We start from the raw sequence: 23,998 nt of genomic DNA, 5'->3' as shown, positions 1-23,998 counted from the left end.
AAATGAATAAAATAAACACTCCCTTTGCTGTACAACGACAGCCAATAGAAACACAAATGATTAAAAGAACTCCAGCAGACGCCCAGGATCAATTTAAGACTGCCCTTAGTGAAGCAATAAAAAACGTCAACAATATACAAAGCCAATCTTCAGAGGCTACATTGAGGCTTGCTCGTGGACAAGTAGATAATCTCCATGAAGTTATGATTTTAGGTCAAAAAGCTAGTATTACTTTGCAGGCTACTGTCGAGGTCCGTAATAAAGTAATAGAGGCTTACCAAGAAATCATGCGTATGCAAGTATAACAAAATAACTTGAGATTGTTATTGTCACATAGGCGGGAGGGCACATGAACGATAAGCTTTTACAATATAGAGAAAAAGGTGTAGTTTTCTGGAAAGAGCGCACTAATGCCCAAAAGGGTATAATGTTAGGCTCTATTTTATTATTAATCACTATGATTATATTATTAACTATTTTTGGAACAAAATCAAGTTTTCTTCCTTTATACAGTAACTTAACTGTTCAAGAAACAGGACAAATAAAAGAAACACTAGACTCTAGAGGGATTTCTTCAGAGATTTCGGCTAATGGTACTACGATTAGTGTTCCTGAATCAATGGTCGATACTTTAAAAGTAGAGCTTGCGGCTGAAGGTATTCCTAGAAGTGGTAGTATCGATTATGGTTTTTTTAGAGACCGAATGGGAATTGGTATTACCGATAATGAATTCTCATTAATGGAAAGAGCAGCAGTTCAAACTGAACTAGGGAATCTAATTCGCAATATAGACGGTGTAAACGGTGCTAATGTCATGATCACACTACCAGAAGAAAGAATTTGGGTATCTGATGAATTGATGACGGCATCAGCGTCAATAGTCATAAATACAGCTCCTGGATACCAACTCGAACCGAGGCAGGTTCGAGCGCTTTATCATCTAGTATCCAAAAGTGTTCCTAACCTTCCTATAGATAATATTGTCATTATGAACCAGATGTTTGAGCATTATGAATATAAAGATGAAAATTCAATTGATTACTCTACAATGACTGCATACGAACATCAAAGAAAAATTAAACAAGATATTGAAAGAGACCTACAACGTCAACTAACTCAAATGCTTGGAACTATGATGGGACGAGATAGTGTATTAGTTTCTGTTACGACAGATATTGATTTTACACAAGAGAATCGTCAAGAAGACATTGTCGCACCAGTTGATGAAGAGAATATGGAAGGCTTAGCTGTGAGTATCGAGAGAATCACTGAAACGTATGAGGGTGACGAGGTTCCTGAAGGGGGAGTAGCAGGTACAGGTGAAGCTATCCCTGGCTATCCTGGTATTGTCGGTGGAGGCGGCGGCTCCTATGAAAAAATTGAAGAACGTGTAAATAATGAAGTGAACCGTATACGGCGAGATATTGTCGAAAGTCCATATAAAATTAGGGATCTAGGTATACAGGTAATGGTTGAACCTCCTGATGGTCAAGAGGAACTTCCAATAGAACGATTAAACGATATACAGCAAATATTAAGTACGATTGTACGAACGAGTATAGATGGTAATTTAGCAAATGAACTAACTGCAGAAGATATTAACGATAAGATATTTGTATCTTCACAACAATTTAGAGGGAAAGTTGAAGTTCAACAAGTCTCAGAACAAACGGATGTAACTTGGTTATATATTGTTGCTGGTATATTAATTGCGATTATAATTCTATTAATCTTCTTATTGGTTAAGAAGAAAAAGAGAAATAAAGAAGAGGAAGAGGAAACAATTATAGCTCAAATAAACGAAGAAGTACCTGAACTTCCTAATGAAGAAGATAGTGCTTCGGCTACAAAGCGAAAGCAGCTTGAACGAATGGCGAGAGAAAAACCAGATGAATTTGCTAAGCTTATTAGAACATGGATGGTGGATGACTAGGAGGTTGATTGGATGAGTGTGACAAAAAAAGGAAGTTTAACAGGACGTCAAAAAGCAGCTACTCTCCTCATTTCCCTTGGCCCCGATGTATCGGCACAGGTTTATAAACATTTAACAGAAGAAGAAATAGAGAAATTAACGCTAGAAATTGCAAATGTACGTAAAGTTGATAGCTCATTAAAAGAAGATATTTTAAATCAATTTCACCAATTAGCGATAGCTCAAGATTATATTGCTCAAGGTGGTATTGGTTATGCAAAAAGTGTCTTAGAAAAAGCGTTAGGGGAAGCAGAGGCAATGGAAATTATTAATCGTCTTACTTCTACCTTACAAGTACGGCCCTTTGATTTTGCAAGAAAAGCAGATCCTTCGCAAATTTTAAATTTTATTCAAAATGAGCATCCACAAACGATAGCTCTAATATTATCTTACTTAGAGCCAGTACAAGCTGCTCAAATATTATCTGAACTTCCTCAAGAGGTTCAAGCCGATGTAGCTAAACGTATTGCTCTTATGGACAGCACATCACCTGAAATTGTAAATCAAGTTGAGAGTATTTTAGAACAGAAGTTATCGGCGACTGTGACCCAAGACTTTTCAGATGCTGGTGGTATTGAAGCAGTTGTTGAAGTACTTAATAGCGTGGATAGGAGTACAGAGCGTACTATTCTCGATGCACTTGAAATTCAAGATCCAGAACTAGCTGAAGAAATTAAAAAGAGAATGTTTGTTTTTGAAGATATCGTTACTCTTGACAATCGCTCGATCCAGCGTGTTATTCGTGATGTTGAAAACGAAGATTTACAATTGGCACTTAAAGTTGCAAGCGATGAAGTTAAAGAAATTGTCTTTACAAATATGTCTCAGCGTATGGCTGACACATTTAAAGAGGAAATGGAGTTTATGGGTCCTGTACGCTTGCGTGATGTAGAAGAAGCTCAATCACGCATTGTTGCGGTAATTCGCCGTCTTGAAGAAGCTGGTGAAATTGTAATTGCACGTGGCGGAGGAGATGATATTATTGTCTAAAATCATCAAATCGACATATGCAAAAGCTGAAAACAGTGGATCCAAAACGATATCCATTAAAAAACTTAAGTTTAATACTTTAAACGAAGAATTCATAACTGAAAAAAAGGAAAGTGCTGATGGCAGTTTTGTTGGAAATGAAGATGAAATTAAACAATTATTACAAGAAGCTGAACAACAAGCAAAATTTATTATGGAACAAGCCGAAAGTGCTGCGCTTGAGATACGAAAACAGTTAGAACAAGAAAGGCAATTTGTAAATAACGAACTGGATCAATTAAAAGAAGAGGCTAAACAACAAGGGTATGACCTTGGGTATCAACAAGGTTTGGAGGCTGGAAAACAACAGTATACACAAGTGATAGCACAAGTTAATAATCTTGTAGAGGCTTCGAAAAAGGAATATATAAAAACTGTTGAGCAAGCTCAACCTACCATTATTGAATTAGCTTTTGCTATTTCAAAAAAAATTATTGGCAATACAGTAAAAACGGAAGATGAAGCATGGATAAATGTAGTACAACAAGCTGTTCTTGAAGTTAGAGATCAAGCTGAAGTAAAAGTATATGTTCACCCTCATTGGTTTGAACGTACTGTGCAGCACAAAAATGAATTAGTTAGTTTGTTAAGTCATACTGAACAGTTATTTATTTATGCAGACTCTCAATTAAAAGAACATGATTGTGTCATTGAAACACCATTTGGCCGAATTGACGCGAACATAGACAGCCAATTAACTGAACTTAAAAAGGTCCTAAATATAAAACTAAAGGAGGGGAAGCATGCAAGCACATGATTTAATTAATGTTGTTCCCCATCTAAATTCGTACAAATGGTATGGAAAAGTGACTAGGGTTGTCGGTTTAATGATTGAGTCAAAAGGACCACAAGCTTCAATTGGGGACCTTTGTTATATCCATATTGGGAAAAGTCAAAAGTCCAAGGTGATGGCTGAAGTTGTCGGCTTTCGAGAAGAACATGTTCTACTCATGCCGATAAATGGTACAGGTGAAATATCTCCAGGTAGCCTTGTAGAAGCAACTAGCCACCCTTTAGAAGTTAAAGTTGGATTAGGTTTAATAGGTAAAGTTATTGATGGATGTGGACAACCTTTAGACCACTCAAAATTACCAGATGGTTTGTCTTCATTTCCAACTGATAACTCCCCTCCAAACCCTTTAGATAGACCTAGAATTACTGAACCTATGAGTATAGGAATAAGAGCTATAGATAGCTTATTAACTGTTGGTAAAGGTCAACGAATTGGAATTTTCGCAGGGAGTGGGGTCGGCAAGAGTACGCTTTTATCAATGATTATTAAAAACTCTGATGCTGATTTAAATGTCATTGCATTAATTGGCGAACGTGGACGAGAAGTAAAAGATTTTATAGAACGTGACTTGGGGGAAGCTGGTCTAAAGAATAGTATTTTAGTTGTTGCCACCTCGGACCAACCCGCTTTAATGAGAGTTAAAGGAGCATTGACAGCAACAGCTATTGCAGAGTATTTCCGTAACCAAGGAATGAACGTTAACTTAATGATGGATTCTGTTACTCGTTTTGCAATGGCGCAAAGGGAGATAGGGTTAGCCGTCGGGGAACCTCCGACGACAAAAGGATATACACCATCAGTGTTTGCGATGTTACCTAGACTCTTAGAGCGGTCTGGTACTAGTGTAAAAGGTTCAATCACTGCATTCTATACAGTACTAGTGGACGGGGATGATTTGAATGAGCCGATCTCTGATGCCGTGCGAGGTATATTAGACGGACATTTTGTACTAGATAGAAAGTTGGCAAATAAAGGCCAATTTCCAGCCATTAATATATTAAAGAGTGTTAGCCGTGTTATGCATGATATTGTTCCACAGCATCATCGGCTAGCAGCAGATAGGGTGAGAAAACTATTATCAACCTATTATGAATCGGAAGATTTAATAAATATTGGTGCTTATAAGCGAGGTTCATCAAGAGAAGTTGATCTAGCGATACAAACGTTTCCAGGCATCATCTCTTTTTTAAAGCAAGATATTAACGAACAAAGTAATCTGGATGAGGCTGTAAAGTTGTTACACGATCAGTTTGGGAAAGGTGAATAATGAATGTCATTTCGCTATACTCTCCAAAAAGTACTAGAAATAAAAGAAAATGAAAAACAAGCATCAGAAAATGAATATAGTAAGGCCACAAGAGAATTTGAAGATACCGCAACAAGACTATACGATCTCTTAAAGAAAAAAGAGGATTTAGAAGCAGGTTGTCAACAGCAGATGAATGAAGGAATTCCAGTTCATCAACTTCAACAACACCAAACCATCTTAATGCGGTTAAATGTTGATATTGAAAAACAGCAACAATCGACAAACTTGGCTCGAAATCTCATGTATCAAAAACAAAAAGAGTTAGTTAATGCCTCAATAGAGTTAAGAAAATATGAAAAAATGAAAGAACTTAAGTATCAAGAGTATATAGAAGAACAAAAAAAGTTAGACAATATGCGGATGGACGAAATTTCTTTACAGTTATATGTAAACCGCTAAAATAGGTGAAGCTCATGAGTAATGAAAAAGAGTACAGTAAAATTCAGTGGTTCTTCTTTGTCATTTTCATTCCAACCATCTTTGCCATTATATTATTTGCAGTAATTCTAATTTTTCTTGGAGTTGACTTGAAAGATAAAGCTAAAGAGGTTGGCGGAAATCTTCCTTTAATAGGAGAATATTTTACTGAAAAAGAAGCAGAAGAAGAAATTAATATCGAGGATTTAAATGAAACAATAGCTAATCAGCAAGCGCAAATAGACCGCTTAGAACGAGAGCTAAATCAAAAAGAGGAAGAGATACTAAAGCTTAAAAATGAAACGGCATTGTTAGAGCAGCAAGTAGAGGTACAAGAAGAATCAGTTGCTGAAGTTAGACATGATTTAAAGGAAATAGCAAAAACTTACGAAGCGATGTCAACGAAGAACGCAGCCAAAATATTGTCTGAACTCCCTACATCAGAAGCCCTACTTCATATCTCACAAATTTCTACACAGGCTAGAGCTGGGATACTGGCAAAAATGGAACCAGAAAGAGCAGCGGAATTAATGTCCAAGCTAGCAAATCAATAAAGGGTTGAAAGGAGGTGAAAGGTTGAACATAGTAGGAGTTGGAAACCCAAATCAAAATAATATAGTAAATGGGCCACAGCAAAAGAAAAGTTTGTTAAGTAAAAAATCTTCTTTTGCTAATTTACTAGGAAGTGCTTCCTCTGATTGGGGAGTAACAAAAGAAACAAGTACTTATACTAGAAATACGTTATCGGATGATCAACGCATAGATGAAGCTAAACTATTAACTCATTTACAAAAGTTAGCTGGATTACTTCCAATGGATGAGGGATATTTAACAAAAGAAAAACTGAATGATAAAGATGTAGTAGACTTATTAGCATTATTACCAGAACACCTAAAGTTAGAGGTTGAAAGTATTTTTCAGAGTGGCCTCCCGATAGAAGCGCTTTTACAATCTGTTCAAGAAGTTAATAAACCTGCCAACATGCTCGCATTACTAATAGTTATAAACCGATTAACATCTGATCAGTTGTTATCAACTGCTCAAGAGTTTAATCAATTTATGAGACATCTTGAAAATTTGTTAAAACAAAACGATATTATAAGCAATCATAAAAGTCAAAGTGATTTGTTACGACAATTAATCGCATCTCTACAAAAAGAAGAACAACGCAATCATAACCAAATCCTCCAATCGGTCATGCAGAGAGTAGGAGTCAGTGAGCGGAATTATGAAGGACAGCAAAGTGTTAATCTAAATACAGATTTACAGAATATGTCTCGTGTTCAACAGTTAGTGTTACATATTGGAGAACAAACGAGTAAAGAAGCAGAACAACGTCAATTTGTCCGCCAGTTTCAAGAGCTATTGGGTCGTGGTGTATTAAAGAACTTAAATAATGGCTCACAAATCTCGATTAGATTTTTTCCAGAGCATCTAGGAAGGTTGGATATTCGCCTCTCCCAAATGAATGGCGTAATTACAGCTCGTATTCTAGCAACTACGAGTACTGCACGAGAGTTAATTGAATCTCAAATTCAACAATTAAGGAATGGCTTTTCACAACAGCAAATAAATGTAGAACGGATTGAAATTGCACATCAGCAATCACCTGGTAATTTAAATAAGGACGGCAAAGGTAGAGACGACGATCGAGAGCAGCGGGATAAACAGGATGAAGATAATGAAAGAGAAAGAGAAACATTCTCACAAGTTTTAGAAGAACTAACGATTAACGAGAAAGTTTAGGTGTTGAGTATGAATAATACAGTAGACCCAAGTCTTTTTTTTGAAAATCGACCTCGTGATGTTAAGAAAACGGGAGAAGGAGCATTAGGAAAAGACGATTTTCTAAAAATATTAATTACCCAGTTACAAAACCAAGATCCAACGAATCCAATGGACGACCGGGAGTTTATTTCGCAGATGGCACAATTCTCATCACTTGAACAAATGACTAATATGAATAAAACGCTTGAGAAATTTATTGCTTCACAAACAGAAAATAAACTTGTACAAAATAGTCATCTCATTGGTAAGGAAATACTGTGGCAAAAAGAAGGTTCAATTTCAGATCGTGATCTAGAGACAAATACCGTAAAAGCTGTTCGTCAACGTGATGGGCAAGTCTCGGTGCAATTAGAAAACGGTAATTGGATATTGGTTGACCAAATTAAACAAATTTCTGCAGGTGCTAAAGAAAAAAGTGAATAGGAGGTGAACTAATGAACCCTCATATATATTCACACCAATTGGGAAGGCCGCTAACCACAACTACAAATAAAACGGCACAACAAATAAGGCAAGGAAATTTTCAAAATATATTAGAAACAGAGATTAATAGCAGTGAAGGAATTAAGCTTAGTAAACATGCTGAAAAGCGAATGGAAGAACGAGGAATATCCATAGAAAATAACCAATGGAAAGTCATTGAAAATAAGCTAAAAGAAGCAAAATTAAAAGGTGTGCAAGACTCGTTAGTTATCTTGAATAATGCTGCACTTGTTGTCAGTACGAAAAACAAAACTGTTATTACTGCGTTAGACAGAACGGAAGCGGGTAAGCAAATTTTTACGAATATTAATGGAACGATTCTTATTGATTAGTGGGCTGGACCGAAATGGAAGCCTATGGTTGTGGAATGATAGAAGCAATCAGTGAACTATGATCTGAAAAATAAAGGGGAAATCTACATGTTACGTTCAATGTATTCCAGTATTGGTGGTTTAAAAAACTTTCAAACAAAGCTAGATGTAATAGGAAATAATATTGCAAATGTAAATACGTTTGGGTATAAAAAAGGGCGTACAACATTTCAAGATATGATGAGTCAACAAATGCGTGGTGCAAGTACCCCCACAGCTAATCGAGGTGGAACAAACCCTATGCAAGTTGGTCTAGGTGGAACTATTGCAACGATTGATACCGTTCATACACAAGGAAGTATGCAAACTACAGGACGTTCTCTAGATGTAGCTGTTTCAGGTGATGGCTTCTTTGTAGTGAATAATGGTAATTTTAATTCGTATACACGAGCTGGGAATTTTTACTTAGACCAAAATGGGACACTTGTTAATGGTGATGGCCTTCGTGTAATGGGATACGGTTTACAAGCTGGTACAGCAAACCAAATTGATTACACACAAATACAGCCTCTTAGAATTCAAGCGGGAAGTCAAATGGCACCAGAAGCGACGACAAATATATCGTATAAAGGTAATTTTAATGCAGATTTACCACCTGTTGGAAGTGAAAAAGGTGGTACCGCATTAGTTAACAATACTAATCGATTAACACAACAACAAATTAATGATGCTATGAAAAGTGGATTTATGATTACTCATAAAGTTGTAGATTCTCTTGGTGCTACTCATGATGTAAAATTAGCATTTCAAAAAACAGCTACTGGGGAATGGACAGTTGGAATAGTCAGACCTTCTATTGATCTTAATACAAGAGAACATCTTAAGGATCCATTAACTGGGCAGCCATTTTTCACATATGAAAGGTTAACTAGTACAAACACTCCGTTTCCAGGGTTAACGGATGACTACATCAAGTTTGGTTCAAACGGTGCTATCATTCAAGATAACCCAAATGCGAATAATAGTAACTCTATGAAAGAAGTTAATCTAACTTTAAACCTAAATACTCGACCATTAGGACCAGGGGATTTCAACGGGGCTGAGGATCTTCAGCTAACTTTTGACTTCTCAAGATTCACTCAGTTCTCAAGTCCAAGCACTGCTGATGTTGACCAAGTATCAGGTAATATCGATGGATTTTTAGATAGTTTTAACATTGGACAATCTGGTGAAATTATTGGTGTTTACTCCAACGGTAGAGTTCAACTGCTTGGACAACTTGCTCTAGCGACATTTAATAACCCAGGCGGTTTAAGTAAAGCAGGAAGTAACACATATCATGCCTCTAACAATTCTGGACAACCTAACATTGGTGTTCCTGGAGAGGGCCGTGGATTGCTTATGGGGAGTTCATTAGAAATGTCTAACGTTGATATTTCAGAAGAATTTACTGAAATGATCGTAGCTCAACGTGGATTCCAAGCAAATACGAGAATTATAACGACTTCTGATGAAATCTTACAAGAACTCGTTAATTTAAAACGTTAAGTTTTCAAGCAGTAAACATTAATTAGGAGGGCGAGGCTAGTGTTTTTAAGTAACAGTTATTTTATGCTACTAAAGTACCAGTCTCTAAATTGTTACTATGATTAAGTTAACCAGGTTAAATAATAGTACTTTTTTATTAAATGCATTACTGATAGAACAAGTTGAGGCTTTTCCTGACACGACCATTACTCTTGTCAATGGAAAAAAGATAGTGGTGCGTGAGTCAATTGACGATGTTATGCTTATGATAAATGAACTATATCGAACGATTGGACTTGCTTCAATTATTAGTAAAAAAGATGTGGAGGGCACTTGATTGTTTAAAAATAAATTAGTAAATATCATGATAATTCTCCTCGTTTCTCTTACATTAATTGGAGTCGTCACATTAGTACTTATAAATTATTTATCTAATGATGAAACGGTATCTGGAGAACCGACAATTGATGAAATTATTGCACATTCTTATGATACCCCTGAATTAACGACGATGTTACTAAGTAATGAATTTGCCAAAGTTCAATTTAAAATTCATGTGGATAATAGAAGGGCACTTTCGGAAATATCTAAACGTGACTTTCAGATTGAAAATATTATTATTCGTGAATTGGCAGGGATGAAATCATCCCAACTTTCAGGTTCAGAAGGGATAGGAAACTTAGAAAATCAGCTTAAATTTAAAATAAACGAATTAATGACAGAAGGTATTGTTGTCGATATTTACACAAGACGACTAATTATCCAATAAACGTCTGTAATTGTTTGAGAGGTGAGTCACTTGGCTGACATTTTGTCACAAGGTGAAATTGATGCGCTACTATCTGCGTTATCAACGGGGGAAATGGATGCTGATGAACTGAAAAAAGAGGAGTCGGAAAAAAAGATAAAGGTTTATGATTTTAAAAGAGCTTTGCGCTTCTCTAAAGATCAAATTAGAAGTTTATCGAGAATTCATGAGAATTTTGCGAGACTATTAACTACTTTCTTTTCTGCCCAACTTAGAACTTTTGTTCAAATTTCAGTAGCATCAGTAGACCAGTTACCATATGAGGAATTTATTCGATCAATTCCAAAGATGACAATATTAAACGTGTTTGATCCATACCCTTTAGATGGTCGGTTTTTAATGGAGGTAAATCCTAATATTGCTTATACAATGTTAGATCGTTTACTAGGTGGTAAAGGGGTTGCAGTCAATAAAATTGATAACTTAACAGAAATTGAAACTCGGATTATGTCCCAACTATTTCAGCGAACGTTGGATAGCTTTACAGAAGCATGGGGGTCTATTATTGAATTAGATCCAGTAATGGAAGACTTAGAGGTTAATCCACAGTTTCTACAAATGGTTTCCCCAAATGAAACGGTCGTTGTTATTTCACTTTCAACTACTATTGGCGAGACATCAGGAATGATTAATTTATGTTTACCACATGTTACGTTAGAGGAAATTCTTCCAAAGTTGTCTGTTCATTATTGGATGCAAACAAAGAAAAAGCAAAGACAACCAGGTGAAGTTGAATTATTAGAGGCTACTGTTCGTAAGGCACCCCTTCTTATTCAAGCAGAACTTGGACGTTCAGAAATAACAATTCAAGAATTTTTACAGCTCCACATAGGTGATGTAATTGAGTTGGATCAAAATATAAATGAGTCTCTGTTAGTGACTGTTGGTGGAGAACGAAAATATAAAGCTCAACCAGGAAAGTCGAAAGAAAAATTAGCAATTCAAATAACAGAGGTTATGGAGGGGGCACATGAAGATGAATGACGATATGCTTTCCCAAGAAGAGATTAATGAACTCTTAAAGGGAGTTGGAATCGGTGATGATGACTTAACCTCAAGTGAGGAAGGAAATGATTTAGATACATTAAAAGTTGAAGATTATTTATCTCCTGTTGAGCGGGATGCATTGGGGGAAATTGGTAATATTTCATTTGGAAGTGCTGCTACAGCATTATCCACATTACTTAATCAAAAGGTTGAGATTACAACACCTCAAGTGTCAATAATTAATAGAGACCAATTAGAAGAAGCTTTTCCTCACCCTCACGTAGCGGTATCTGTTCGATATACTGAAGGTTTTGAAGGGATGAACTTACTCGTTATAAAAACAACCGATGCTGCCATTATAGCGGACTTGATGCTAGGTGGAGATGGTATGAATCTAACTGATGAGTTAGGAGATATGCAAATTAGTGCAGTCCAGGAAGCGATGAATCAAATGATGGGTTCTGCATCAACTTCGATGTCAACGATCTTTAACAAGAGAGTCGATATTTCTCCGCCTAGTATTGATTTATTGGATATTCCTAGAGAAGAGGGTATGGATATTATTCCAAGAGAGGATATTTTGGGGAAGATTTCGTTTAGGTTAAAAATTGGCGATTTAATTGACTCTTCTATTATGCAGTTAGTAACAGTTTCTTTTGCGAAACAACTAGTTGAGGAATTAATGAATCCGAAATTACCTATTGAGGAAACACCATCTAAAATAGTAGAACAACCTTCGCATACCTCTCATGCGGATCAGACCGTTATACCACACACAGACCAGGTAGGCCAGTCTATGAACCGAATACAGCAACCTAGTCAGCAACAGATGTATCAAGAGGCTGTTCCTCAATTTGAGCAACCACAATATGAACAGCGAGGACAGCAGCACCTAGGAAACCAATTCCAGCATCGTCATGTTAACGTTCAACCTGCGGCATTTTCTAGCTTCGAACCTCCAGGATTAACGCAGAACGAATCAAACAACCTAAATATGTTGTTGGACATTCCTTTACAGGTTACTGTAGAGCTCGGACGAACAAAAAGGTCAATTAAAGAAATATTAGAACTTAGTCAAGGGTCAATTATAGAACTAGATAAATTAGCAGGTGAACCTGTAGATATATTAGTTAATCAGAAATTAATTGCTAAAGGTGAAGTCGTTGTTATCGATGAGAACTTTGGTGTTCGCGTAACTGATATTGTAAGTCAACAAGAACGGATAAAAAATCTCCGTTAATTCTTATAACCACTCCTACGATGTACATGAATAGAAAGGATGAACTAATATGTCAGGAAAAATATTAATTGTGGATGATGCAGCTTTTATGAGAATGATGATTAAAGATATTTTAACAAAAAATGGTTTTGACGTAGTTGGAGAAGCTTCTGATGGAGCTCAAGCTGTTGAAAAGTATAAAGAATTATCACCTGATTTAGTTACGATGGATATTACAATGCCAGAAATGGATGGAATAACTTCTTTAAAAGAAATCAAACAAATTGACTCGAACGCAAAAGTAATTATGTGTTCTGCTATGGGACAACAAGCGATGGTAATTGACGCTATTCAAGCAGGTGCAAAGGACTTTATCGTAAAACCGTTTCAAGCAGATCGTGTGTTAGAGGCAATTAAAAAGACATTAGGTTAAGAAAGGATGATAGCCTCTTGTACCGAAAATACTTTTGGGTTGTTTTAGGCTTGTTCTTCCTTTTTCCCATGAGCTTTAACGAGTCAGTTCTAGCAGAAGAAAGTGGAACTGGCTCAGTTTTTGACTCTTTACCTGTCAAACAAGAAAAGATAACTGGAACTGACGATAGTCAAATAGAACCTGCTGAAACGGAGCTGGCTCCAGGAGTAAATGAACCATTTCTGGATACTACTGAAACTCCATTTGATAATGGGACAAGCTTTTTTATGTTATTTATGCAAATGATAGCAGCACTAGCTGTCGTGATTGCATTAATTTATATAATGCTTCGCTTTGTTGGTAAACGAACACGTTCATTTAGAGATCATCAAACCCTTCAAAGTATCGGTGGGGTACCACTAGGAGCCAATCGCTCTCTACAGATGATTAAGCTAGGGGATCGTATTCTAGTTGTCGGTGTGGGTGAAACGATACAACTTATCAAAGAAATAGACGATAAAGGTGAGATCGCCAAAATAATGGAGCAGCATGAGACGGAATTCGATCGGCTTGAACAACCATTAACTAAAGCTTCTACGTGGATCAACCAGCTAGTAACTAAGAAGACAACTGATGATACGAAAAAAACGCTCGATTTTAGTGAGCTATTAGATAAACAGTTAAAAGATGTTTCTAAGTCGCAACAACAAATCCACGAGGCGATGAAGGAGCATAATAAATGACAGAATTTTTACCAACATTTAATGATGATTTATCCACTACTTTACAAATTTTGATTTTATTAACAGTTTTATCTTTAGCACCTAGTATTCTAATTTTAATGACTTGTTTTACTAGAATTGTTATTGTCCTATCCTTCGTGAGAACAGGGTTAGCTACACAGCAGATGCCACCAAATCAAGTTTTAATTGCCTTAGCACTTTTTATTACTTTCTTTATAATGGCACCTGTCTTTGCTGAAGTAAATGAACAAGCATTATCACCATTATTAGCTGGTGAAATAGATCAAGAAGAAGCCTTTGATCGTGCTGTAGTACCAATGAAAGAATTTATGGCGAAGCATACAAGAGAAAAGGACCTTGCACTTTTTATGGGATATGCGGGTATGGACAGACCACAAACACTTGATGATATTCCATTAACTGCATTAGTGCCAGCTTTTGCGATTAGTGAAATAAAAACAGCATTTCAAATAGGGTTCTTTATTTTTGTTCCGTTCCTTGTCATAGACATGATAGTTGCTAGTGTTTTAATGGCAATGGGTATGATGATGTTGCCTCCAGTCATGATTGCCTTACCATTTAAAATATTGTTATTTGTTATGGTTGATGGCTGGCATTTAGTCGTTCAATCATTGTTACTAAGCTATAGTTAACTCCAACTAAAAAGAAGGTGAATGAATTGAATGCTGAACAAGTTATTACATTAGCTGAAAATGGAGTTTGGACGGTCTTGATGGTAGCAGGTCCACTGCTATTAATTGCATTATCTCTAGGGTTGCTCGTTAGTATTTTTCAGGCGACAACTCAAATACAAGAACAAACATTAGCTTTTATTCCTAAAATTGTCGGTGTGTTCGTTGCTTTAGTATTCTTTGGACCATGGATGTTATCTCAATTACTTGGCTTTACGTATCACATCTTCAATAATTTACATCGGGTTGTTGGGTAATGATAGACTGGATTAACTTTTTACCAGCGTTCTTATTAGTTTTTATTAGAGTGCTAGCTTTCTTTACAGTGTTACCTATTTTTTCTCATCGAACGATTCCTAATACGGTTAAAGTTGGATTATCTGTATATTTAGCTTGGATTATGTTTTTTACAATTGGCATCCAGGAAATTCCAATTGATGAAATCTACTTTTTGTTAATTTTAAAAGAGGTACTAGTAGGTTTACTTATAGGTCTTATTGCCATGATCTTAATCTATGCTATTCAAGTAGCTGGAGCATTCATAGATAATATGATGGGGTTTATGATTGCTAATGTCGTAGATCCAGCAACAGGGGCACAATCACCTTTAATTGGAGGGTACTTATATACATTTGCGCTACTTTTACTACTAGTTACAGATGCACATCACTTATTAATAGATGGTGTTTTTTATAGCTATCAATTTATTCCTTTAGACCAAGTATTTTTACCGCTTGGTAACGAAAACGTCATTGAATTTATTTTTATAACCTTCAATAAGATGTTCATTATCGCTTTTCAAATGGCATTTCCTATTGTAGGTTCATTGTTTTTAGTCGATGTAGCCTTAGGGATGATCTCACGTTCTGTTCCACAAATGAATGTGTTTGTTGTTGGGATGCCATTAAAGATTTTAGTAGGTTTGCCATTATTAATGATTTTCCTAAGTGTATTTTATTTAATTGTCCAACAGCTGTTCGAAACAATTGTCTTAACGATGAGAACGCTCATGCAATTACTTGGAGGTGTCTAGTAGGTGCCTTATATCCAATTAGATTTACAGTTTTTCGCAGAAGAAAAGACGGAAAAAGCGACACCGAAAAAGCGGCAAGACACCCGAAAAAAAGGTCAAGTTGCAAAGAGTACGGATGTAAATACGGCTATTATTCTGTTACTAGTTTTTTTATCACTTTGGTTCATTGGTCATATCGTTGGTGATCATTTATTAGCCATGCTAAAGCATACATTCCAAAATTACATGCTAATGGATTTAACCGAAATGAGCCTAAAAATGGTTCTAAATGAAATTACATTCACGTCAGCAACTGTGTTATTACCGATTATGCTCATTGCTTTAATAGCTGGCGTCTTTAGTAGCTACTTACAAGTTGGTCCACTATTTGCACCAGAGGCGATTAAACCTAAGTTATCAAAATTAGATCCAATTAAAGGGTTCAAAAGAATATTCTCTGTAAGAGCGATTGTTGAGCTCTTGAAGTCATTATTAAAAATTTCATTTGTAGGAATGGTCGTTTTTACGATCTTATGGCTGACGCTCGATTCTGTTATGATCTTGTCCCAAAAGCCTGTAGCAGATGGGTTTTATCAAATTGCACAGTTAACAGTAATCATGGGCGTTGTTGTAGCGGTATTACTACTCATTTTGTCGATCCCTGATTACCTTTACCAAAAATACGATCATGAAAAACAAATCAGAATGTCTAAAAAAGATATTAAAGATGAACACAAAAATATGGAAGGCGATCCAAAAGTAAAGTCCAAAAGAAAACAAAAACAAATGGAAATGGCGATGTCAAGGATGATGCAAGAAATTCCTAAAGCAGATGTTGTCATTACGAATCCTACTCATTTTGCCGTTGTACTAAAATACGACGGAGAGAAGATGGATGCTCCTGTTATTGTAGCAAAAGGAGTCGATTATGTTGCCTTTAAGATCCGTTCAATTGCGAAAAATCACGATATCATTATCGTTGAAAATAAACCTTTAGCAAGAGCTTTGTATGCAGAGACGAATATTGGAGATATAGTACCAGAGGATTTGTTTAAAGCTGTCGCAGAAATCCTTGCTTATGTATATCGTTTGAAAAATAAAGAAGTTTAGCAGCTAATGTTGGTAAAAGAGGAGAGAGTTTCCATTGTCAATTAAAGATTTATCTGTGTTACTAGGCGTTATCTTAATCATAATTATGTTAATCATTCCGTTACCGCCTGCAATGCTGGATGTTCTCATTATATGTAATATCTCTCTTGCTCTAGTTATTATCTTAGTAGCTATGAATACGAGGGAACCACTTCAATTTTCAATATTCCCGACATTATTACTCTTAGTTACATTATTTCGACTTGGACTAAACGTTTCAACAACACGTTCGATCCTTGGAAATGCTGAAGCTGGGAATGTTATTGAGACATTCGGATCCTTCGTTGTCGGTGGGAACGCACTCGTCGGTTTTGTTGTGTTCCTTATATTAATTATCATTCAGTTTCTCGTTATTACAAAAGGAGCTGAGCGTGTATCTGAAGTGGGAGCACGTTTTACATTAGACGCGATGCCAGGTAAGCAAATGAGTATTGATGCTGATCTAAATGCTGGCATGATTTCTGACATTGAAGCAAAAGAACGACGGCAGAAAATAGAACAAGAAGCTGACTTCTACGGAGCGATGGATGGTGCTAGTAAGTTTGTTAAAGGTGATGCGATTGCAGGGATTGTTATCGTTATTATTAATTTGATCTTTGGGTTAGTAATTGGTATGTCTCAATTAGGAATGGGACTCGGTGAAGCAGCAAACACGTTTACTCTACTTACGGTTGGTGATGGGCTGGTCAGCCAAATTCCAGCATTACTTATTTCGACGGCAACAGGGATCGTTGTAACCCGTGCTACTTCGGAAGGGAATTTAGGACACGATATTACAAAACAATTACTAGCTTATCCGATGATGCTTTATGTAGCGGGTGGAACGATCTTCCTGTTAGGTGTTGTTACGCCCATTACACCGTATGTAACGTTTCCAATTGCAGGTATCCTTGTTTATGGTGGTTGGCACTTATCAAGGTTACAGAAACAGACACTTGAAGAAGAAGCTGCTACGTCAGATGAAGCAGAAAGTACAAATGATGATTTGAAATCACCAGAAAGTGTAGTTAATCTGTTACAAATTGATCCAATTGAATTTGAGTTTGGATACGGTCTTATTCCTTTAGCTGATGCTAATCAAGGAGGCGACTTATTAGACCGTGTCGTGATGATTAGACGTCAACTAGCTCTAGAGCTAGGTATGATTGTACCTGTTATTCGAATAAGGGATAATATCCAGCTGCAACCTAATGAATACGTAATAAAAATCAAAGGAAACGAAATAGCAAAAGGGGATTTGTTACTAGATCATTACATGGCAATGAGTCCTGGAATTGAAGATGATTCAATTATTGGTATTGATACGATCGAACCTGCATTTGGATTACCAGCATTATGGATTGGGGAAGATATGAAAGAACAAGCAGAGTTATCAGGATACACGGTTGTAGATCCGCCATCTGTGGTGTCTACACATTTAACAGAAATTGTTAAGCGTCATGCGCATGAATTAATAGGTAGACAAGAAACGAAACAATTAGTTGACCACTTGAAAGAGTCCTATCCTGCTCTAGTAGAAGATGTCACACCTAATCCGTTGACGGGTGGTGAAATCCAAAAAGTTCTTGCGAATTTATTGCGTGAAAATGTTTCAATCCGAAATCTTCCGACTATCTTTGAAGTTCTAGCCGATTATGGGCCTATGTCAAAAGATATGGATTTAATAACTGAATATGTACGCCAAGGGTTATCAAGACAAATCTCAAAGCAATACGCATTACCAGGGGAACCACTATATGTTGTTACACTAAGTGGGACAGTAGAAAAGCGGATTGCTGAAGCTGTGCAACAAACAGAACATGGAAATTTCTTATCGATGGACCCAAATCAATCACAACAAATTATAGAAGTGGCTTCACAAGAAGTGGAACATTTATCTCAAATGGGCCAAGTGCCAATTATTTTATGCTCACCAGCTGTTAGAATGTACGTTCGACAATTGCTTGAACGGTATATGCCAACCGTTCCTGTCCTTTCATATAACGAGTTAGAACCAGATGTTGAGATTCAAAGTGTTGGGGTGGTGAATGTAGATTGAAAGTAAAGAAGTTTATTGCAGGGTCGATGCCCGATGCTATGAAAAAGATACGTGAAGACCTTGGGCATGATGCCGTTATTTTAAATTCAAGAGAAATTGTAACTGGTGGTTTTTTAGGTTTATTTACAAAGAAAAATATTGAGGTTATTGCAGCAGTGGATCATACTCCATCAATTAAACGACCTACCCCAAAAAAACAGTCTGTAATAAATGAGGGGCGCCTATCACGATCTGGCGTCCATCATACCCAAAAAACTTTGATTACTGATAATAATCAGGAAAAGTTGCTAAAGGAAATCGAACAACTGAAAACGATAATGTCTTCTTTTTCTAGTAAACAAATTGAACAAGAACAGGAGTATCCAGAGCCATTTCACTCAATAAGTACTCACCTTGAAGATCAGGAAGTTGATAAACATCTTAGGATTAAAACAATGAAGCATTTAATGAAGAAATGGTATGAACGTGATGAGGAAGTACCGGCTAAAGAAGAAGTATATGAATGGTTATTAGACTTTTTAATTGCTTCAATTGAAGATGTTCCTATGGGAGGAATTACGTTTAAAAAACAGTTTGTGAATATTGTTGGTCCTACTGGTGTTGGAAAAACAACAACAATTGCTAAAATCGCAGCCCATAGTGTATTAAAGAAACACAAGAAAGTAGCACTGATAACGACAGATACATATCGGATTGCAGCTGTTGAACAGTTAAAAACATACGCAAAAATTTTAAATATACCTATAGAGGTCGTTTACTCAATTGAAGATTTTAAAAAAGCGAAGGACCAATTTTCGCATTACGATCTCGTTCTTGTTGATAGTGCAGGGCGGAACTTTCGTAATCCTTTGTATGTTGAAGAGTTGAATAAAGTTATTGATTTCACACTTCAAGGAGAGACGTTTTTAGTCTTGTCTCTTACTTCTAAATACCGTGATATGGAAGCGATTTTTAAACAGTTTTCGCTTATTAAAGTGGATAAAGTAATTTTCACAAAAATGGACGAAACTTCTTATTACGGTGCGATGCTCACGTTTGTTGAAAAAAATAAAATTGGTGTTGCCTATATTACCAATGGACAAAATGTGCCTGATGACATTATGGAAGGTAGTGCAAAAGAGATTATTTATTCTATTTTAGAGGTAAAAAATAATGAATGACCAAGCAGAGAGTTTACGGAGACTAATGGATAATAAAAACGGCATGTGTGATACGAAAGTTATCTCGGTTATTAGTGGGAAAGGTGGGGTTGGCAAATCAAATTTTTCTATTAATTTTTCATTAGGGTTATCCCGTGCAGGCTTTCGGGTACTTTTATTTGATTTAGATATTGGCATGGCAAATGTCGATATATTAATGGGAATGACTAGTAAATATAATATTGTTGATATGATCGAAAATGAATTAACAATATGGGACATTATCGAGAAGGGACCTGGAAATGTCTCTTTTATTTCGGGTGGATCTGGATTTAGCCAACTATTTAAATTAAGTGAAAGAAAACTTGAACGATTTGTAACGCAGCTGGAAACACTTAAACAACATTATGACTATATCATCTTTGACATGGGAGCTGGGATTTCTGAAGATAGTTTACAGTTCATCTTGTCAGGCAATGAAGCAATTATGGTTACGACACCTGAACCGACCTCTATTACTGATGCATACGCAATGCTTAAATACATTAATAACCAAGTAATTACAATAAAGTGTTCTTTAATCGTAAACAGAACGGAGACAGAAAAAGAAGGTAAAGTTACAGGAGAAAACTTTCAAAGAGTCGTAAAACAGTTCCTGCAAAAGGAAATAACATACCTCGGCAGTATTCCAAATGATAACACTGTAAAAAAAGCAGTAAGATCGCAACTCCCCTTTTTACTTTTGGATCCTAAAGCGAAATCTAGTCGTGCAGTAGAATTAATCGTGCAAGAATTTATTGGGGAACAAAGGGAACAGAAAAGTAATTCGGACTTTAATTTATTCGTGCAACGCATTAAGAGTTTTTTTAGTCTAAAGTAATCGACATAAACATTTCAATAACAAAATAGAGCAACAATCTTTGAGAAAAGAGCAAATATAAAAAAGTTAATATTAGCTTTGTTGTTTTTAGGTGAGGGGTTGGGTTAATTTGAACGAAAAGATTACGGTATTAATTGTTGATGATTCCGCATTTATGAGAAAAGTCATCAGTGAACTCCTACAAAAAGATGAAAGAATTAAGGTAATCGGAACTGCAAGAAATGGTCAGGACGCTTTAGAGAAATTGTCAACAATGACACCCGCTGTTATTACCCTTGATGTTGAAATGCCAGTGATGGACGGACTAGCTACACTAAAAAAGATTATGGAATTAAAGCCTACCCCAGTTGTCATGGTGAGTAGCACTACTAAAGAAGGCGCTCTGAATACAGTTTTAGCGATGGAGTATGGAGCAGTAGATTTTGTAGCGAAACCTTCGGGTGCAATCTCATTGAACTTACACAAAATTAAAGAAGAAATGACCACAAAGGTTGTCTTAGCGTCGCAATCCAAGGTGAAAAATTATTTTAAAAATTCAACTAAACAAACCACTAAAGTCATTCAAGCCTCTATTTATAGAAGAGAAGCTGTGCACTATCACATGAAGAAAAAAGTAATTGCTATTGGTACATCAACTGGTGGGCCTAAGGCATTACAACAAGTGCTAACTCAATTACCAAAATCAATAAATGCACCCATATTAATCGTACAACATATGCCACCAGGTTTTACAAATTCATTAGCAGCTCGTCTGAACTCATTATGCAAAATAGTGGTGAAAGAAGCTGAAGATGGTGAGGTCATTAGGAAAGGTGTAGCTTATGTTGCTCCTGGTGGGTTTCATCTTACTGTAAAACAATTAGGAAATGTATTAGCTGTAAAATTACATCAATTACCTCCTCGAAAAGGACATCGACCATCGGTGGATGTATTATTTGAGTCATTAGCAAGCGTTACGGACTATAGTATCCTTTCAGTCGTCATGACAGGTATGGGAGCGGACGGTTCTGAAGGTTTAATCAAGTTAAAAGAAAAGACCAATAGTTACTCAATTGCAGAAGCAGAGGAATCATGTATTGTATTTGGTATGCCTCGCGCAGCAATCAGGACTAATCAAGTAAATGAAGTTATTCATCTTCAAAACATCGGTCACCGAATAGTGGAATTAGTTAAATAGATCTTACTAAGGAAGGAATAGCAACCAGCAACAATCTATAAGGAAGAAAAGAGATAAAAAATGGAAAAATTCTCTGGGGAGAGGTTAAAAATGAGCTATATCGAAAGAATAAAGCCTTACCATTTAGATGTTCTAAAGGAGATTGGGAATATCGGTGCAGGAAATGCAGCAACTGCTCTTTCAACATTATTAAATAGAAGTATAGATATGAAAGTACCTTCAGTCCGTATTGTTTCCTTTCAAGAAATAACGGAGTTAGTTGGAGGTGCAGATAAAGTAGTTGCTGCGATCTTTCTTAGACTTGAAGGAGACGCTCCAGGGAGTATGTTCCTGTTAGTTCCAGTCTCGGAAGCTGAAGAATTAATTAAACGATTATTAGGGGATCCATCTTTCCAATTAACTGAACCACCATTTGATGATTTGGGGTTGTCAGCACTACAAGAATTAGGCAATATTTTGGCAGGGTCTTATCTATCTGCACTTTCTGATTTTACTCAACTTCATTTACAGCCGTCTGTTCCTGCAATAAGTATTGATTTAGCTGGAGCAATTTTAAGCTACGGCTTAATCGAAGTATCCCAAGTAAGTGACTTTGCAATTGTTATAGATACTGAAGTTTATGAAATCGATAATAACGACTCTCACTCTAGTGGTCATTTCTTTTTACTACCTGACCCAGATGCTTTTGAACGTATATTCAAGTCTTTAGGAGTAGAGATGGATGAGTGATGTAGTAAAAGTTGGAATGGCTGATTTAAATATCGTCATTGCACCAAACACGATTAGAACTTCAGGACTAGGATCCTGTGTTGGAGTGGTATTATATGACGACTATTCAAATGTATCAGGAATGGCACATGTGATGCTCCCAGATTCAAAGCTTGGTAGAGGCGGGACGTTAAATGTTGCTAAATATGCAGATACTGCAATTGTTGAGCTTGTCCAAAAACTAAAAAGTGCTGGAGGCAGAGTCCATTCATTAAAAGCAAAAATTGCTGGGGGTTCTCAAATGTTTAATTTCTCAAGTACTAACGACATGATGAGAATCGGACCAAGGAATGTTGATGCAGTTAGAGCTAAATTGAAAGAACTTAGGATTCCAATTATAGCAGAGGACGTAGGTGGGAGTAGTGGACGGACGATTGAATTCAATCCTACTACAAAAAAATTACATATAAGAACAGTGAGTCAAGGAGTTAAAGAAATATAATTGCTGTTAGGTAACTGGTTAATTAACGTATACCTTAGTATCTTTGCTAACATTATCGTTTTTTTAGGGTCATTAGGGAACAATTAACCATAACTACTCTCAATGACAAGGAGGTCTAATCATGCCTGAAACATCATTATGTGAGGAACAAAAATTATGGGAAAAGTGGATCGGTAAAAAAGATAATGAAGCGGCTGATTCATTAATTCGTTTATATATGCCACTCGTCAAGTATCATGTAAGTCGAGTTGCGTCTGGACTCCCACGCAATGTAAATAAGGATGATTTAATGAGTCATGGAATGTTGGGCTTATATGATGCCCTTGAGAAGTTTGATTCACAGCGGGACTTAAAATTTGATACGTATGCCTCTTTTAGAGTTCGTGGAGCTATTATAGATGGATTAAGGAAAGAGGATTGGTTACCGCGTTCTCTTAGGGAGAAATCTAAGAAAGTTGAAGCAACAATTGAACGATTAGAACAAACGCTCGGACGTTACGTTAATGCCAGTGAAGTAGCTGATGAATTAGGTTCAACAGAAGAAGAAATAACACATATTATGTCTGAAAGCTTTTATGCTAATATGCTATCAATCGATGAAAAAACTAATGACTTAGATCGTGAAGAAACGTATAAATCAACCATTGAAGATAAACGTGCACTAACTCCAGAGGAGTCAGTTATAGCTGATGCAACTAAAAAGGAATTGGCCAGAGTCATTCAAAATTTAAATGAAAAGGAACAATTGGTTATTAGTTTGTTTTATTTTGAAGAATTAACATTAACTGAAATAGGACAAGTTTTAGAACTTTCCACATCACGTATATCACAAATCCATTCGAAGGCTTTATTCCGGTTGCAGCAGGTGTTAAAAAAGGTGATAAGCTAAAAAGGCAGATCGAA

28 protein-coding genes are annotated in these 23,998 nt (G+C 36.3%); all 28 read left to right on the top strand.

What is annotated here, in order from left to right; genetic code table 11:
• Positions 1–2 precede the first annotated feature (2 nt).
• The 28 genes from fliE (at position 3) to GKP30_RS03425 (ending at position 23,984) form a co-directional block, all read left to right on the top strand.
• The gene (gene fliE, locus GKP30_RS03560; RefSeq protein ID WP_216827991.1) at positions 3–305 is read left to right on the top strand and encodes a flagellar hook-basal body complex protein FliE; all 303 of its coding nucleotides are present in this window, start codon (positions 3–5) and stop codon (positions 303–305) included.
• 44 nt (positions 306–349) lie between these two features.
• On the top strand, positions 350–1,933 hold the full coding sequence (gene fliF / locus GKP30_RS03555) for a flagellar basal-body MS-ring/collar protein FliF (protein ID WP_216827990.1): 1,584 nt from the start codon (positions 350–352) through the stop codon (positions 1,931–1,933).
• Between the two features lie 12 nt (positions 1,934–1,945).
• Complete coding sequence (gene fliG, locus GKP30_RS03550; protein WP_216827989.1) at positions 1,946–2,962, top strand: flagellar motor switch protein FliG; 1,017 nt, start codon at positions 1,946–1,948, stop codon at positions 2,960–2,962.
• Positions 2,955–3,758: a flagellar assembly protein FliH gene (fliH, locus tag GKP30_RS03545; protein WP_216827988.1), complete on the top strand. Its 804-nt coding sequence runs from the start codon at positions 2,955–2,957 to the stop codon at positions 3,756–3,758. The genes fliG and fliH overlap by 8 nt, the downstream gene beginning before the upstream one ends.
• On the top strand, positions 3,745–5,061 hold the full coding sequence (gene fliI, locus GKP30_RS03540) for a flagellar protein export ATPase FliI (protein ID WP_216827987.1): 1,317 nt from the start codon (positions 3,745–3,747) through the stop codon (positions 5,059–5,061). Before fliH ends, fliI begins: the two co-directional genes overlap by 14 nt.
• Before the next feature lie 3 nt (positions 5,062–5,064).
• On the top strand, positions 5,065–5,502 hold the full coding sequence (fliJ, locus tag GKP30_RS03535; protein ID WP_216827986.1) for a flagellar export protein FliJ: 438 nt from the start codon (positions 5,065–5,067) through the stop codon (positions 5,500–5,502).
• A 14-nt stretch (positions 5,503–5,516) separates the two neighbouring features.
• Complete coding sequence (locus GKP30_RS03530) at positions 5,517–6,074, top strand: MotE family protein (RefSeq protein ID WP_216827985.1); 558 nt, start codon at positions 5,517–5,519, stop codon at positions 6,072–6,074.
• 22 nt (positions 6,075–6,096) lie between these two features.
• Entirely contained in the window at positions 6,097–7,266 is a 1,170-nt protein-coding gene (locus GKP30_RS03525) for a flagellar hook-length control protein FliK (RefSeq protein WP_216827984.1), read from the top strand.
• 9 nt (positions 7,267–7,275) lie between these two features.
• Positions 7,276–7,731, top strand: coding sequence for a flagellar hook assembly protein FlgD (gene flgD / locus GKP30_RS03520; RefSeq protein ID WP_216827983.1), 456 nt, complete (start codon positions 7,276–7,278; stop codon positions 7,729–7,731).
• An 11-nt stretch (positions 7,732–7,742) separates the two neighbouring features.
• The gene (locus GKP30_RS03515; protein ID WP_216827982.1) at positions 7,743–8,123 is read left to right on the top strand and encodes a TIGR02530 family flagellar biosynthesis protein; all 381 of its coding nucleotides are present in this window, start codon (positions 7,743–7,745) and stop codon (positions 8,121–8,123) included.
• An 87-nt stretch (positions 8,124–8,210) separates the two neighbouring features.
• Positions 8,211–9,650, top strand: a complete 1,440-nt coding sequence (flgF, locus tag GKP30_RS03510; protein WP_216827981.1) for a flagellar basal-body rod protein FlgF — start codon at positions 8,211–8,213, stop codon at positions 9,648–9,650.
• Positions 9,651–9,747: 97 nt separating this feature from the next.
• Positions 9,748–9,966 carry a flagellar FlbD family protein gene (locus tag GKP30_RS03505; RefSeq protein WP_216827980.1) on the top strand — a complete coding sequence of 73 codons (219 nt, stop codon included), beginning with the start codon at positions 9,748–9,750 and terminating at the stop codon, positions 9,964–9,966.
• A complete protein-coding gene (gene fliL / locus GKP30_RS03500; RefSeq protein ID WP_216827979.1) occupies positions 9,967–10,398 on the top strand; it encodes a flagellar basal body-associated protein FliL in 432 nt (143 codons plus the stop codon).
• A 30-nt stretch (positions 10,399–10,428) separates the two neighbouring features.
• Positions 10,429–11,421, top strand: coding sequence for a flagellar motor switch protein FliM (gene fliM, locus GKP30_RS03495; RefSeq protein WP_216827978.1), 993 nt, complete (start codon positions 10,429–10,431; stop codon positions 11,419–11,421).
• Complete coding sequence (gene fliY, locus GKP30_RS03490; protein WP_216828095.1) at positions 11,414–12,664, top strand: flagellar motor switch phosphatase FliY; 1,251 nt, start codon at positions 11,414–11,416, stop codon at positions 12,662–12,664. The genes fliM and fliY overlap by 8 nt, the downstream gene beginning before the upstream one ends.
• 49 nt (positions 12,665–12,713) lie before the next feature.
• Positions 12,714–13,076 (top strand): response regulator, encoded by a 363-nt coding sequence (locus GKP30_RS03485; protein ID WP_216827977.1) that lies wholly within the window; start codon positions 12,714–12,716, stop codon positions 13,074–13,076.
• Positions 13,077–13,093: 17 nt separating this feature from the next.
• Positions 13,094–13,798 (top strand): flagellar biosynthetic protein FliO, encoded by a 705-nt coding sequence (locus GKP30_RS03480; RefSeq protein WP_216827976.1) that lies wholly within the window; start codon positions 13,094–13,096, stop codon positions 13,796–13,798.
• The gene (gene fliP / locus GKP30_RS03475; protein WP_216827975.1) at positions 13,795–14,451 is read left to right on the top strand and encodes a flagellar type III secretion system pore protein FliP; all 657 of its coding nucleotides are present in this window, start codon (positions 13,795–13,797) and stop codon (positions 14,449–14,451) included. Before GKP30_RS03480 ends, fliP begins: the two co-directional genes overlap by 4 nt.
• Positions 14,452–14,477: 26 nt before the next feature.
• Complete coding sequence (fliQ, locus tag GKP30_RS03470) at positions 14,478–14,747, top strand: flagellar biosynthesis protein FliQ (RefSeq protein WP_216827974.1); 270 nt, start codon at positions 14,478–14,480, stop codon at positions 14,745–14,747.
• Positions 14,747–15,523, top strand: a complete 777-nt coding sequence (gene fliR, locus GKP30_RS03465; protein ID WP_216827973.1) for a flagellar biosynthetic protein FliR — start codon at positions 14,747–14,749, stop codon at positions 15,521–15,523. The genes fliQ and fliR overlap by 1 nt, the downstream gene beginning before the upstream one ends.
• 3 nt (positions 15,524–15,526) lie before the next feature.
• A complete protein-coding gene (gene flhB, locus GKP30_RS03460) occupies positions 15,527–16,612 on the top strand; it encodes a flagellar biosynthesis protein FlhB (protein WP_216827972.1) in 1,086 nt (361 codons plus the stop codon).
• Between the two features lie 34 nt (positions 16,613–16,646).
• The gene (gene flhA, locus GKP30_RS03455; RefSeq protein WP_216827971.1) at positions 16,647–18,689 is read left to right on the top strand and encodes a flagellar biosynthesis protein FlhA; all 2,043 of its coding nucleotides are present in this window, start codon (positions 16,647–16,649) and stop codon (positions 18,687–18,689) included.
• Positions 18,686–19,849, top strand: coding sequence for a flagellar biosynthesis protein FlhF (gene flhF, locus GKP30_RS03450; RefSeq protein WP_216827970.1), 1,164 nt, complete (start codon positions 18,686–18,688; stop codon positions 19,847–19,849). Before flhA ends, flhF begins: the two co-directional genes overlap by 4 nt.
• Positions 19,842–20,708, top strand: a complete 867-nt coding sequence (locus GKP30_RS03445) for a MinD/ParA family protein (RefSeq protein WP_216827969.1) — start codon at positions 19,842–19,844, stop codon at positions 20,706–20,708. The genes flhF and GKP30_RS03445 overlap by 8 nt, the downstream gene beginning before the upstream one ends.
• Before the next feature lie 154 nt (positions 20,709–20,862).
• A complete protein-coding gene (locus GKP30_RS03440) occupies positions 20,863–21,885 on the top strand; it encodes a protein-glutamate methylesterase/protein-glutamine glutaminase (protein ID WP_236034882.1) in 1,023 nt (340 codons plus the stop codon).
• A gap of 90 nt (positions 21,886–21,975) precedes the next feature.
• Positions 21,976–22,614, top strand: coding sequence for a chemotaxis protein CheC (locus GKP30_RS03435; RefSeq protein WP_216827967.1), 639 nt, complete (start codon positions 21,976–21,978; stop codon positions 22,612–22,614).
• Positions 22,607–23,095 carry a chemotaxis protein CheD gene (locus GKP30_RS03430; RefSeq protein WP_216827966.1) on the top strand — a complete coding sequence of 163 codons (489 nt, stop codon included), beginning with the start codon at positions 22,607–22,609 and terminating at the stop codon, positions 23,093–23,095. The genes GKP30_RS03435 and GKP30_RS03430 overlap by 8 nt, the downstream gene beginning before the upstream one ends.
• A gap of 121 nt (positions 23,096–23,216) precedes the next feature.
• Entirely contained in the window at positions 23,217–23,984 is a 768-nt protein-coding gene (locus GKP30_RS03425) for a FliA/WhiG family RNA polymerase sigma factor (RefSeq protein ID WP_216827965.1), read from the top strand.
• The last annotated feature ends 14 nt before the right edge of the window (positions 23,985–23,998 follow it).

It is taken from the genome of Alkalihalobacterium elongatum, from assembly GCF_019024285.1.
GTDB lineage: Bacteria > Bacillota > Bacilli > Bacillales > Bacillaceae_F > Alkalihalobacterium > Alkalihalobacterium elongatum.
The sequence above is the reverse complement of the archived record's forward strand: the minus strand, read 5'-3'. Positions and strand labels throughout refer to the sequence as shown.